The 13,438-nt window shown below is 58.0% G+C and carries 10 protein-coding genes; 8 read left to right on the top strand and 2 right to left on the bottom strand.

What is annotated here, in order from left to right; genetic code table 11:
- Nucleotides 1–464: 464 nt before the first annotated feature.
- The 8 genes from rpmH to VUN82_24950 all read left to right on the top strand — a co-directional run bounded on the left by rpmH (nucleotide 465) and on the right by VUN82_24950 (nucleotide 6,111).
- Nucleotides 465–602 (top strand): 50S ribosomal protein L34, encoded by a 138-nt coding sequence (rpmH, locus tag VUN82_24985; GenBank protein XAS72284.1) that lies wholly within the window; start codon nucleotides 465–467, stop codon nucleotides 600–602.
- A gap of 41 nt (nucleotides 603–643) precedes the next feature.
- A complete protein-coding gene (rnpA, locus tag VUN82_24980) occupies nucleotides 644–1,054 on the top strand; it encodes a ribonuclease P protein component (protein XAS72283.1) in 411 nt (136 codons plus the stop codon).
- 103 nt (nucleotides 1,055–1,157) lie between these two features.
- Entirely contained in the window at nucleotides 1,158–1,487 is a 330-nt protein-coding gene (yidD, locus tag VUN82_24975) for a membrane protein insertion efficiency factor YidD (protein ID XAS74789.1), read from the top strand.
- 16 nt (nucleotides 1,488–1,503) lie between these two features.
- Nucleotides 1,504–2,478, top strand: a complete 975-nt coding sequence (gene yidC, locus VUN82_24970) for a membrane protein insertase YidC (protein XAS72282.1) — start codon at nucleotides 1,504–1,506, stop codon at nucleotides 2,476–2,478.
- Entirely contained in the window at nucleotides 2,478–3,029 is a 552-nt protein-coding gene (locus tag VUN82_24965; protein XAS72281.1) for a R3H domain-containing nucleic acid-binding protein, read from the top strand. The genes yidC and VUN82_24965 overlap by 1 nt, the downstream gene beginning before the upstream one ends.
- 6 nt (nucleotides 3,030–3,035) lie before the next feature.
- On the top strand, nucleotides 3,036–3,686 hold the full coding sequence (rsmG, locus tag VUN82_24960) for a 16S rRNA (guanine(527)-N(7))-methyltransferase RsmG (GenBank protein XAS72280.1): 651 nt from the start codon (nucleotides 3,036–3,038) through the stop codon (nucleotides 3,684–3,686).
- 87 nt (nucleotides 3,687–3,773) lie between these two features.
- Nucleotides 3,774–4,829 carry a ParA family protein gene (locus VUN82_24955; protein ID XAS72279.1) on the top strand — a complete coding sequence of 352 codons (1,056 nt, stop codon included), beginning with the start codon at nucleotides 3,774–3,776 and terminating at the stop codon, nucleotides 4,827–4,829.
- 67 nt (nucleotides 4,830–4,896) lie between these two features.
- The gene (locus VUN82_24950; protein ID XAS72278.1) at nucleotides 4,897–6,111 is read left to right on the top strand and encodes a ParB/RepB/Spo0J family partition protein; all 1,215 of its coding nucleotides are present in this window, start codon (nucleotides 4,897–4,899) and stop codon (nucleotides 6,109–6,111) included.
- A 5,806-nt stretch (nucleotides 6,112–11,917) separates the two neighbouring features.
- Here VUN82_24950 and trxA read toward each other — a convergent pair.
- Both trxA and trxB read right to left on the bottom strand, forming a co-directional pair.
- Entirely contained in the window at nucleotides 11,918–12,244 is a 327-nt protein-coding gene (trxA, locus tag VUN82_24945) for a thioredoxin (protein XAS72277.1), read from the bottom strand.
- A gap of 37 nt (nucleotides 12,245–12,281) precedes the next feature.
- Entirely contained in the window at nucleotides 12,282–13,238 is a 957-nt protein-coding gene (gene trxB / locus VUN82_24940) for a thioredoxin-disulfide reductase (protein XAS72276.1), read from the bottom strand.
- Nucleotides 13,239–13,438: the final 200 nt, after the last annotated feature.

Below are 13,438 nucleotides of genomic sequence, written 5' to 3'. Positions count from 1 at the left end.
CAATCAGTTCCTAAATACTTGCTTGCCGGCGTCGCTGGCAGCCGAAGTGTCTCCGACTGGCGATGTTTCCGGGGTTAATCCACAGAGTTATGCACAGCGGGTGGACAATGGGCTACTGAGCCACTCTAGGGGATGGAATCGCTAGAAGATAGCTGGGAAGTTGCTTGTGGATAATTACACCGTTGTGGTTCTGATTTCGGCCTTGTGAGCCACTTCATCCACAGGCTGTGCAGCATCCTTTGGCACAGCTGTGGATAGCTGCAGGAATGGCTCCCGGTTTGACTGGGGGTGCCTTTTTGCCCTAACGTTGTGAAGTCCTTTGTGTCCGCTTTTGTGATCAGTTGCATCGACGTACGTTTATCGTGCGGCAGGCAACGGCGGCAGGCACATACAAAACTTAGCGTCGGCCAGTTCTTCCCCTTTTGATCGGGTGGGCGCACCTTTGATCCACTGGAGTAACTAACGTGAGCAAGCGGACTTTTCAGCCGAATAACCGCCGTCGGGCCAAGAAGCACGGCTTCCGCCTTCGTATGCGCACCCGTGCCGGCCGCGCCATCCTGGCTGCACGTCGCGGCAAGGGCCGCGTCGAACTGTCGGCGTAAATAACTGACTTGTCGGTAAGGGTCTTTTTGCGGGTTCGACGGTGCTAGCCACCCCTAACCGTCTGCGGACGTCTACCGACTTTTCAACAACTGTACGTTCCGGCGTCCGCAATGGACGCCGGAACTTAGTGTTATATACGGCCCCTATCGGGGCCGCGGAGCCGAGTCGAATCGGCTTCATTGTCTCCAAAGCCGTCGGGAACGCCGTGACCAGGAACCTCGTTAAGAGGAGACTGAGAGAAGCAGGCGCACTGTCCTTGCACACGCATGGAACGGGCCTGGCGGTCGTGGTCCGGGCGTTGCCCGCAGCTGCATCTGCCAGCTGGGAGCAACTGCTCTCGGACTACAACGCCGCATTGGCAGTGACGACGAAGCGACTGGGTGGATCCGTTCCACGCAGCGCTTCGCCAGACCACAACGGCACCACAAGGGAAGGGACACCGCGTGCATGACATAAGCACCGCCGTCGTTCCTTCCTCAGGCGACCCCTCTGGTTTTGGTGACCCCGCTGGCAAGATTCCCCATGGGAGCCTGTTGGCAGCGGTTGGCAAGTTCATGTGGGACCTGCCCCGAAATATCCTGATTCTCCTGCTGAAGACATACCGCAAGGTCATCTCGCCCCTGTACGGCCAGGTTTGCCGGTTCTTTCCGTCCTGCTCGGCATATGCCCTGGAAGCGGTGACTGTGCACGGCGCCGTAAAGGGTAGCTGGCTCGCAGCCAAGAGGCTCGCCAAATGCCATCCTTGGAATGCCGGTGGAGTGGACCATGTCCCCGCCGGCCATCGTCATTGGCCCGATGGCCAGACGCCCACAATTGTTGTACTGAACAACCCGGACCAGTTCCTGGTTGTTCAGGCTGATGAAGAAGGCCGCACTGCGGCCTAACGAATAGGGATATCGTATGGACTTCTTTGGAACGATCATGTTTCCGTTCAAGTGGCTGGTGTCAGTCATCATGGTTGGCTTCCATGACGGGTTGAGCTTCCTTGGCATGCCCGCCGCCAACGGCTGGACGTGGACCTTCTCCATCATCGGGCTCGTGCTGGTGATCCGTGCCGCCCTGATTCCCGTCTTCGTCAAGCAGATCAAGGCGCAGCGCGGCATGCAGCTGCTGCAGCCCGACTTGAAGAAGCTGCAGACCAAATACAAGGGCAAGACCGATCAGCTCTCCCGCCAGGCCATGGCGCAAGAGCAGATGGCCCTGTACAAGAAGCACGGCACCAACCCGTTCTCCGCATGTTTGCCCATGCTGATCCAGATGCCGTTCTTCTTCGCCCTGTTCCAGGTGCTGTCTGGTATTTCGACTGCCAAGAACGCTGGTGAAGGCATTGGTGCGCTGAGCCACGAACAGGTTATCGAGTTCGATCAGTCGAGCATCTTTGGTGCGCCGCTGTCCGCATCGTTGCTCCACGGTGGGGTACCTGGCACGGAAGTAGCGGTCTGGACCCTCTCGATCATCATGATCCTCGCCATGACAGCCTCGCAGTTCATCACGCAGAAGCAGATCATGGCCAAGAACATGTCCGAAGAAGCTTTGGCCAGCCCGTTCATGCGCCAGCAGAAGATGATGCTCTACATCCTGCCGCTCGTGTTCGGTATCGGTGGTATCAACTTCCCCATCGGTGTCCTGATCTACTGGACCACCACCAACCTCTGGACCATGGGTCAGCAATTCTTCGTTATCCGCCGCATGCCCACCCCGGGCTCGCCTGCCGCCAGGGCACTGGAAGAGCGCCGCGCCGCGAAGGGCCTGCCGCCGCTGCTGGGTGGCAAGAAGAAGGACGACGACGACGCCGAGGCTGCCGCGGCTGCCGCTGCGGCCGAAATCAGGGCCCAGCGCGTCCAGCCACAACGTAAGAACAGGAAGAAGAAGTAATGTCTGCTGAGAGCACTGAAGATGTAACTGCCGCCGAGACTGAGGAGCAGGACGACACGCAGGAAGAGTCGCTGTCCAAGACGGCCAGCCGCCTCGAAGAGGAAGGCGACATTGCTGCCGACTACCTCGAGGAACTTCTTGATATCGCTGACATTGATGGCGACATTGACATTGAGGTCCGGAACGGCCGTACCTACATCTCCATCGGAACTGACGAAGAGTCCACTGCCCTGGACAGCCTGGTAGGTCGGGACGGCGAAGTCCTCGAAGCCCTGCAGGAACTGACTCGTCTGTCCGTTCTTTCGGCGACTGAAAGCCGGTCCCGCTTGGTATTGGACATCAACGGTTACCGCAAGGAACGTGCCGGCGTACTTCAGCAGATCGCCGAGGACGCCGTTGCCAAGGTCAAGGAATCCGGCGGGACCGTTGCACTGGAGCCAATGAGCGCCTATGAGCGCAAGATCGTTCACGATGCCGTCGCTGATCTCGGATTCGTCTCCGAATCCGAGGGCGAGGGCGCTGGCCGCCACATCGTGGTCTCGGCTGACTAGCGGCTCATGGTTGAAATTACGGCAACTGAACTGCAGGCAGCAGAGAAGATCTTTGGGGACCGCCTGGATCTCGCCAAGCGCTATGTAGAACATCTGGCCACGTCCGGAACTGAACGTGGGCTGATCGGTCCTCGTGAGGTCCCGCGCTTGTGGAGCCGCCACGTCCTGAACTGTGCAGTCATCGAGTCAGCCATTGCCATGGACAGCCACGTGGCAGACGTCGGATCCGGTGCCGGGCTTCCTGGCCTGTGCCTTGCAATTGCCCGCCCAGACCTTGAACTGACCCTGATTGAACCTCTGGAGCGTCGAGTCATCTGGCTTCAGGAAGTCGTGGACGACCTCGGCCTGGACAATGTGACCATCATGCGAACCCGCGCTGAACTGGCTGTGGGATTGGTGGATGCGGACGTCGTTACGGCACGGGCAGTTTCCGCTCTTTCCAACCTGGCTGGGCTTACTATCCCCCTGCTGAATGGCAAGGGGGAGGTTGTCGCGATCAAGGGTCGCAGCGCTGCCGAAGAAATTGAGAAGGCCAAGAAGGTCATCCGTAAACTTGGCGGCGTGGAAACGTCCGTTGTGGTTTGTGGACAGGAGCTTTTGGAGGAACCCACCACCGTGGTGAGGATCATCGTCAACAAGCCCGGAAAGACGGGTTAGTCACCGCCCGGTTTCCCGCGTGTCGGCGGCTGAGCAGTTAGGCTAGAGAACGGCAGCAAGCGCCGAATGAGAGTGAGAGTGTGACCAGTGGGCAGTAGCGAAACCTCCACGCAACGGATCCCCCCCTTTATGTCCCTGGGGTCCGCGCGGGCCATGGCCACACCCTCGGCGTCACTTCAATCCGCTATTGTGCGAACGAATTCAGTTGATAATGCTGCCGTTTCACGTGAAACGCTGACGGATGAGGTTCACAACGTGATGGACTCCATCGATGATTCGAGCCCTATCGCTCGCCAACTGGCCAACGAAACACGCCGACGCGAGCGGCTGATTGGACGTGAACTCCCTAAACCTGATCGGACCCGGATTTTCACGGTCTCCAATCAGAAGGGTGGCGTTGGCAAGACGACTACCACCGTCAACATTGCCGCTGCTCTGGCATCTGCAGGACTCAACGTCCTGGTCATTGACATTGATCCCCAGGGAAATGCCTCTACAGCTTTGGGCATTGAGCACCACGCAGATGTGGACAGCATCTACGACGTCCTGATCAACGACCTTCCGCTGAAAGATGTAGTGGCTCCGTGCCCTGACATTCCCAACCTCATCTGCGCCCCAGCGACGATCCACCTGGCCGGCGCGGAAATCGAGTTGGTTTCATTGGTGGCTCGTGAACAGAGGCTTCGCCGCGCCATAGACGTCTACTCAAAAGAGCGGGAGAAAAACGGTGAGGGACGTTTGGACTTCATCTTTATCGACTGCCCACCCAGCCTGGGTCTGTTGACTGTCAATGCATTCTGCGCCGCCAGCGAAGTTCTCATTCCCATCCAGTGCGAGTACTACGCCCTGGAGGGCTTGAGCCAACTCCTGAAGAATATTGAGATGATCCAGAAGCACCTCAACGCTGACCTGGTGGTTTCGACTATTCTCCTGACCATGTATGACGGCCGAACCAACCTCGCAGCACAGGTTGCGTCTGAGGTCCGCCAACATTTCCCCGAGCAGGTTCTGAGCGCCGTGGTCCCCCGCTCGGTACGTATCTCTGAAGCGCCGAGCTACCAACAGACTGTCATGACCTATGATCCTTCATCGAGCGGCGCGTTGTCCTACATGGAAGCCGCTGCCGAAATCGCTGAACGCTAGAATTCTTGAAACACTGCAACAGCCTGGGCGGGTCCGCACTCGGCTATTCCATCGGAGGGATGAATCAATGAGCGAAAAGCGAAGGGGCCTCGGCAGGGGTCTTGGGGCTCTCATTCCTAGCTCGCCCGCGGCTGCCCAGGGAAACGGCGCAGCGCCGTCCCGCCCAGTGGATCTGTTCTTTCCGGAAGCCCGTAAGACAGCGGAGCCGGTGGAAGTGACCGATGCTACGGCTCCTGCACCTACGGCCGAGTCAGGGACGTCGAGTGGATCTGACGGTTCGCGTGCTGGCGCTGCGAAGGAAGCATCCCAGTCCGGCGAGGCGAAGCCAGCCGCGTCCAAGGCAGCTACAAAGCGCTCTTCGTCTGCTTCGGTGAAGACGAGTGGTGCGGAGACGAGTTCGACGGCGTCTTCCGCCCCTGCTGCTCGCACTGCAGCTACTCCGCCCGAGGTGGAGTTGGTTGAGGTTCCAGGAGCGAGGTTCGCTGAAATACCGGTGACGGACATTCATCCCAACCGTAAGCAGCCTCGATCTGTCTTCGATGAAGACGACATGGCCGAGCTGGTGCACTCCGTCAAGGAAATCGGTGTCCTCCAGCCAATTGTTGTACGTACTTCAACCGAAAAAGGTGGAGAACCGTACGAACTGGTCATGGGTGAGCGCCGTTGGCGTGCAGTTCAGGCCGCTGGGCTGGAAACAATCCCGGCGATCGTTCGTGACACCACTGACGACGACCTTCTTCGAGACGCGTTGCTGGAGAACCTGCACCGTAGCCAGTTGAACCCGTTGGAAGAGGCAGCCGCCTACCAGCAGCTCTTGGAAGACTTCGGAACTACCCATGAGCAACTGGCCGACCGCATCGGTCGCTCCCGTCCTCAGGTATCCAATACGCTGCGACTTTTGAAGCTTCCGCCGTTGGTGCAGCGCCGTGTGGCAGCCAGTGTCTTGTCAGCCGGCCACGCCCGTGCTCTCTTGGCGTTGCCTGACGCGGCCGCCATGGAGCGTCTTGCACAGAAGATCGTTGCTGAAGGTATGTCTGTCCGGGCCACTGAAGAAGCCGTAGCTCTGTACCAGGACCCCACCGCGCCAGCCAAGAGTGCTATTCCCAAGCCCAACGCGAGGCACGAGCGCCTGGACTACCTGGCGTCCTCGCTTTCCGACCGCTTGGATACGAACGTGAAGATCACGTTGGGTGCTCGCAAGGGCCGCGTTAGCATCGAATTCGCGAGCGTAGAGGATCTCAACCGCATCATGGATGTTTTGGGACCGGGCTCTGAAGACTAGTTTTCCCGACCAACTGAATGGGGTTTGCCATGTGGGCAGACCCCATTTTTGTGCCCTGGAGCTTTGTGTTCCGAAGCGCCTTGTCCTTCTCAATGCGAAGTTGTTAGGTATCGGTAGGCGGGCTGCCCTTCCGAGTGCGTGGTTTCACGTGAAACTATGTATTCCCAACGCTTCAGGATGCCATTTTTCTCTGGGCTTTTTATAGCGTTCGACGTTGTGGATAAGAGGACACATCTCTTCTTGCTCCGGCAAGTCTGCCGCGCACGAGCCGCAATCGCTCCTGCGCGGCAACGGAGAAGGGAGTCCGTGTTCGATGGGTTCCGTTCATGAGCATATCTGCGCATTGACCAGCAGCGTTTAAGGCCTCGTTTTGGCCTCCAAGCTACTGGAGCCGGAATCCGCGTGGAGGCACATCTCCAAAACATTCGAGGCCGGTACCGAAGCTGTTTTCCAGCGGCTTTTGAAAGGACGCCGCATCCCGCAGCACCTGACTGCCTGATGATGAGGGATGTTTCACGTGAAACTGGAACGTCGCATACCCTCGAACAGCCTTCGCCCCGCGCGGTACGTATTACGCCTGGTTCCGATTTGTATGGCTGGACTTCTTCCTGGTGGGAAGAGGTTCTTGAACTAGCCCGCTCCGCGCTAAAGGAAAGTAAACGATTTTACTGTGGCGTGGGACGTTGGGTCCTCCATCCCGGCACGACCGGGAGAAGGTCTAGAGCGATCGTGCTTCTGGCGCGGAGGTGTAGATACGGTCCGTGGTCTGGAGCTCGTTGGAATGAGATTGAGCTCATGTCTCCGAGCAACTGAATGCACTACTTTGGCATTTTGCAGCCCTGTCTCGTGGTTCGGTCTCTTTCCGATCCTCGCTTGGGGCCGCATGGCCCGCTGGTCATGGTTGCCGGTCCTTGTTTCACGTGAAACACTGCGATGTGCGTAGCAGCCTCGCGACCGAAAGGAAGGGACATCGATTGTTTCACGTGAAACGCCCAGTTGTCTCAACTGGGCCGAAGGGGCAGAGCATCGACTGTCGGATACGGAGAGTGCGACTAGGCAAAGACCGAATTACAGTCCTGTAATTCGTGATGGTGTAGCGCGAACTCCCACTAGGGTCTGCCGACGAGCATCAAGCGTCGTACTCCCCATCACTCCAACGAGCGCCATACCAGGAAGGGAAGTCAGTCGGGCTTTGGATGTGGGAGCTAGATCCGGGCCTATGTAACGGGCCGGCCATGCCAGGGCCGGACGTACGTCCTAGCGGTGCTTGTTGGTTGTGGGTACGGGAGCGACGGACCGGCGTGAGATGCAACGGCTTAGTGGCGGCATCTTGAGTCCGATAGACCATTGTCCCAATGTCTGGTGGTGTTCGATCGGTTCGAGCATCGTAAACTGAACGTTCTCGTGTAGCGCGCTCGAGGGGTCTGAGCTGGGCGTTCCAGTTGTCGCGTACATCTATGAAGTCTTCACGACACTGGCGCCCACGCCACAAATGACCTCCTTTTTCCCTCCTGCCAACGCCCTGGGGCCGGCACAACACAGGCCGAGGCATTGCCGCCACCCTTTATCGTCTTGGCCCAGCGAACTGACGACGCAGATGGACCGCCGATTCTGCGGACCTTGAACTGAGGAGAACGCCAATGTTCAATGTGGCCGGAAGGACAACTGGGACAAGAGGTCTTAGGCTTCGTCAGGGAGAAGCCTCCCCCCGTTTGCGCTCCTCGACGCAGATGCCTGTCCAGCCATAATCCGTGAACTTCCCACAGTAGCCACTGAGTGTCGAGGGTCGTCACGATGTGCATCTGAGCTCATCGACTACCTAAGCTTTTCGCCCATCCAAGATCTTCGCACGCCCAAATTCTTCGTACACAGTGGCAACGGCCTATGCGGACCATGCGACTTGTACCAAGTGGCCGTCGACCTTGAGACGCGGTGCCACGTTGGAAGACAGCGACGTCATCGCATCCTGGCGCTCAGCAGCGATGAGTTCCGTCGTGCGACCCACAGCCCTTGCTGGGTGCGCCACCCACACCAACTATCCAGGGGCAGTTACACATACCACTGAACCTCGTGGGTGAGCGAGGCATCACGGCTGGTCTGTTGGGAATTGAATGGATTTGACATTGGCTGCCTGATAGATCTGATGTTGTACGTTTGCCCTGATATTCCGTCATGGTAATCGCCGACCTCGCTAGATGTCTGGCTCGGCCGACCAGTCACCCGGCTTTGTGGATGGCCTCCTGAAAGGACATGCCGGACACACGTCTAGGACGAACGGCAGACAGTGTCTGTTTCACGTGAAACAGCATGCACTGTTAACTGCATACGCGGTGGGCGGAAGCTGACATCGAGATGCATGGGACTACACCTTAGTTGGGCGGTGGATAAGCCTGTGGATAACTTTGGGGATAAGTCTGCCCCTCGCTGAGGAGTGCCCGTTTCCGGAAGTGTCCAAGTTGCTCAAAGTAGGAGAAGCGTGCACCGCGATCCTTCCTGGAGGTTTCGACGCATGTTTCACGTGAAACGCTCCGCAAGGGAAAGGGGTGTATTTCATGTCACATGATCCCGAAAGGCTTTGATTTGCGGGAATTTGGCGCGTACGCGAACCGAAGGCGACACGGAGACCCTCAGCAGATCCGGAGTAGTCAGACGGAGATGAATCAGGGAGGCGAAGATCAGCACTATGAAGAGCTGTGGAATCGATATGTGGAAGGCCAACTGGCCGGTGGATAAGCCTGTGGATAACTTTGTGAATAACGTGAGCCAGTCTCCGGGTCTGCGTGCCACTGCTGGCTTCCCGGGAAAGCTTAGATTGGTGTGACCCTCGATTAGCCAGCGTCTAGTCCAGAACTGCGAAGTCGAGTGCCGCGCAAGGGCAACAGCATGTTCAATGCCCAACGCCGCCTGGGACTCGTCACCGCGGTGTATTAGGTTCGCCGGTGAACCGCGGTTCATGCAGGAAGGTACTGAGGGCCGGTCAGAGCCAGGTTTCGACTCCGACTCCGGCTTCTTTGATCGGATGTTTCGTCCTGAGGGACAGGGTCGAGCTCTACGCCGAAAATTTCTAACTGTCCTTCTGGGGCAATCACTGGCCGGGCAACGGTAGCAGCGTACTGCAAGTTGCTGCACGCTTTTCCCAAATAGTCGGGACGAGGAGCGCATCGTGTACGACTCAACGGCCACCCTGTGGTCGTCCCTACTCGGCGCTAACGTAAGTGGCGTTTGCGGACGGTATGGTCGGCGGCGTCGTCCTTGAGATTGCAAGGCTTCTGTCGGAGTAGACTGCCTTCCGCCCAAGAAGTCTTCTGCAGGGGGCCCATCCATCTTGTGAACGTACAGCGAGACGGTCAGGTTACTTACCATGGTGGCTCAGTACCACTGCTGTGTTTCACGTGAAACATTCGCATCGCCTGGGGTTTCCCCGCAGAGCACTTCCTTGGAAGGCTTGGGTTCCGATATCAATCTCTTGCCGTCGAGCGTGATCGAGTGCTGGGTGGTTCCCGGCTAGACAGTTGATAGGACATTCCGGTGGCGGCAAGTTCTCCACGAAGCTGCCGCTCCTTCATTTTCCCAAGGTGCGTCGACGGTAGGTGGAAGGAGTCATCTCGAGCGCAGTAGAAAGCTGGCCGCCCACGCACGTCGCAGGAAGAACTCTCGACTTGTAGGTCATGCTTCCATGGCCAGGCCAGATGAGGTTCTTGCTATTGCCGGGCATGGGCTCAGGAAAGCGCGAGTCGGTACTCCTGGACGTCTGCGCGCCGCAGTAATGAAGTCCCACTGTCCCGTACGCGGGCCCGAGCCGCACTTGGTTTCAACCGCCCCGTCTGGGCTGTGTGGGAGTATGTACGGCTTCACTGGTGTCACCTGCACGCAGAATGCCTTCTTTGCACATAGGCGCAGGAGCCGTTCGGACAACAATGGAGTTGCCAGGTGCCAGTCAAGATGTTTCACGTGAAACGGATGTCCAAGACTGGAGAGCTCGTTGCTCTGAATAGGTTGGGGTCCGCCTGCCGGCTCCATGGAACAATCGTGTAGTTCTCAATGCCAGACGAGTCGAGCCGCGCCCCACACCGAGCTGTGTCCTTCAGCTGCCAAATGCAGCCTGGGGTCGAATGCCCGTTACGCATTGAACTCCGACGAAGGAATTCGCGCATTGGACACGAGCGTTGAAATACCGCTCCACCTTAAGTCGAATTCCACACCAGTTCTAGTCCCCAGGAAGACGGCAGGGGGTTCTTTTGACTCCTCCAGGGCCTAGCGAGTCGAGGGAGCGTTTCGCACTGCCCTAAGATCCATGATCAAGGTTGGAGTGAACTATTGGGCGGTCGGACCGTAGAGCGGACCGTATTGGAGCGTGATGACCGTTCTCAGGCGTATGCCGATAGCTTCCGGTGTGTTCCTTACAGGCGGAGCACAATTAGCTAGGTCCGCCAGGGGACGCGTATTGAAACGGACAACAGCTCAGACGATGTTCGCGAGAGATTGCTGCGCTTGCATTGAGTCGTTCCGTGGCAGATTCTCGAAGCGGGTACTCTCATGAAGCCGGTCATCGCAGTCGTCTATTGCATTGGTTGGGACAGCAGCAAGGGGGCAAACGAGCAAGGCTGGGAACTCACTAAGGTCAAGTGGAGCGTACCCTCGGTTGCCGACCCCTGCGTCATTGCTATTTGTGATGCTCCCGAGTGGTCGCTGGCCTATGTTTCCTGCAACAGTCCTTCTCCTTGGCTTCACAGCGTGTTTGTCTCCCTAGGTGAACATTTTTCACCACTGCACGGAGATGTTTCACGTGAAACACCGCGAGACTCCCTCGATGTGAGCAGGGCAGCAGTGTGTTGTCCGAATTTGTAGCCGGCGCCGGGTGGTTTGAGGCTCCGAAGTTGGGCCGAAGCGAAGCCGTTTCACGTGAAACATCTCGAGCGCCCCGTCGTTGACCGGAGGAGCTCAGCGACCAGAAATGCACCTGTTTGCGTCCGGGATGCTCCAGAGAACGTGAGCCGCATGAACTAGTGAGCTTGGAATCTTGACCGCATCCCTCCACTGCGGAGCGAACGACACGAAGGGGAATAGAGGGAAAGAACTGTGCATGTCCCCTACTAGGCGGCTTGAGACTCCTGGGTGTTGCTTGACCTGACAGGTAAGGGCATTGAGGCTGAGAGCCGTGTGTTATCAAGAGTCAGGCGGTTGCGAAGTTGCAGATCCAAATGATGCTGTCGATCCGGAGGGTCATGTCGGGGCTTGTTCGACAATTTACCACCGGAAACCTATCGGTGTTGGTGAAACTATTCGGCGAACCCAGACATTGGCATCAGATGATGTCGGAGCGGCACGATTGATGCCCTGCAACGATCGCAACTTCCCCGGCGGACTGAGAACGAGTATGCGTATACCGCGCCGGCGCTGCTGTTTGCTGTATCCGGTTGAACATGGCCCGAGATAGGCGCCCAATCAGTGGTGATCGCTAGGCAGGCCAAAATTCTCCACGGCCCTGTCTGCAGAGCACTTCAGGATCTGAGAGAGGATCCGGCGGGAGGGGTGGGGATGTGAGAGAGGATCCGGCGGGAGGGGTGGGGATCTGAGAGAGGATCCGGCGGGAGGGGTGGGGATGTGAGAGAGGGTGCGTGTTTGCCTACCCCAGGTAAGGAGAGCACGCATTGAGGAGTTCGGCGGACGCACAGGGCCTTTGGCGCAATCACACCGATAGAAACAAACTCTAGGGGGTGCAAATTCGCCAAATGCAAAAAACCGGCGACTCCCACTCCTTCAGGAGGGACAGCCGCCGGCTTTTCACTGACTAACTAAGGAGAACCTAGGACAAGACGTCTGCGAATTCCTTTTCGAAGAACTGCTTTGGCTTGGCGCCGATGACCGTGCTCTTCACTTCTCCCCCGCTGAAGAGGTACACAGCCGGAATGGACGTGATGCCGTACTCGGCCGCGATGGCAGGGTTGTCGTCGACGTTGAGTTTCACGACGTCAACCTTCTCGCCGTATTCAACGGAGATCTCGTCGAGGATCGGGCCGAGCTTGCGGCAGGGTCCGCACCACTCTGCCCAGAAGTCCACGATGACCGGCTTCTCGGAAGCCAGGACGTCCGTGCTGAAGCTTGCGTCAGTTACGTCTTTAGCGTTGCTCATAACTTTTCCCTTCGTATGGTTGCTGGTCTGGTGAAGCTCAGGAATGCAGGTCTGCGAGGTAGTGCTCCACATCGAGGGCAGCCACGCAACCGGAACCCGAGGCCGTGATGGCCTGGCGGTAGGTGGGATCAATGACGTCGCCTGCGGCGAACACACCCTTGATGTTGGTACGGGAAGTCCGGCCCTCTACGGCAATCGTTCCTTCGGGGGTCAGATCGACTTTGCCCTTCACGAGTTCCGTGCGGGGATCGTTGCCGATCGCCACGAAGACGCCGGTGACGTCGAGTTCAGATTCGGTACCGTCAACCAGGTTCTTGAGCTTGAGGCCCGTGACCTTGTCATCGCCGAGAACGTCCTCAACAGCAGTGTTCCAAATGAAGTTGATTTTCTCGTGCGCCTGGGCGCGGTCGCCCATGATCTTGGAAGCCTTGAGGGTGTCGCGACGGTGGACCACCGTTACGGACTTGGCGAACTTGGTAAGGAAGAGAGCTTCTTCCATGGCGGAGTCGCCACCACCAATGACGGCGATGTCCTGATCCTTGAAGAAGAAACCGTCGCAGGTTGCGCACCAGCTAACACCGTGGCCCGACAAGCGCTTTTCGTTCTTAAGTCCAAGCTCGCGGTAGGCCGAACCGGTGGACAGGATGATGGCCTTCGCCTGGAAGGTCTCCCCCGTGCCGATGGTGACCGACTTGATGTCGCCGTCGAGATTCAGTTCGGTGACATCCTCGAAGACAATCTCTGTGCCGAAGCGGGCTGCCTGTTTCTCGAAGTTTTCCATGAGATCTGGACCCATGATGCCGTCGGGGAACCCCGGGTAGTTTTCGACGTCCGTGGTGTTCATCAACTCGCCACCAGCAGTGACGGAGCCGGCAATGAGCAGAGGCTTCATGTTGGCGCGGGCGGTGTAAACGGCGGCTGTGTAACCGGCGGGGCCTGAACCGACGATGATGACGTCACGCACCTGCGATGCGCTGTTTTCTGCAATGCTCACGTGGCGTGAACCTCTTCCTTAGTCGATGCTGCGGCTTTCGGGGCAGCCACCTGACTCAACCCCTTCAACGGTCCAAATATTCCGTTGGATTTGGAGGGCCTAAAACCCACCATCATTCAGGGTACCGTCTGGAGGCGTGGCGAATCGAAGCCGGGGACGCCGGATGACCGGTGGCCACAGCAGTCACAAGGCGAACATGC

It is taken from the genome of Micrococcaceae bacterium Sec5.1 (assembly GCA_039636795.1).
Lineage (GTDB): Bacteria > Actinomycetota > Actinomycetes > Actinomycetales > Micrococcaceae > Arthrobacter.
This window is presented reverse-complemented; position numbering and strand designations above follow the sequence as displayed.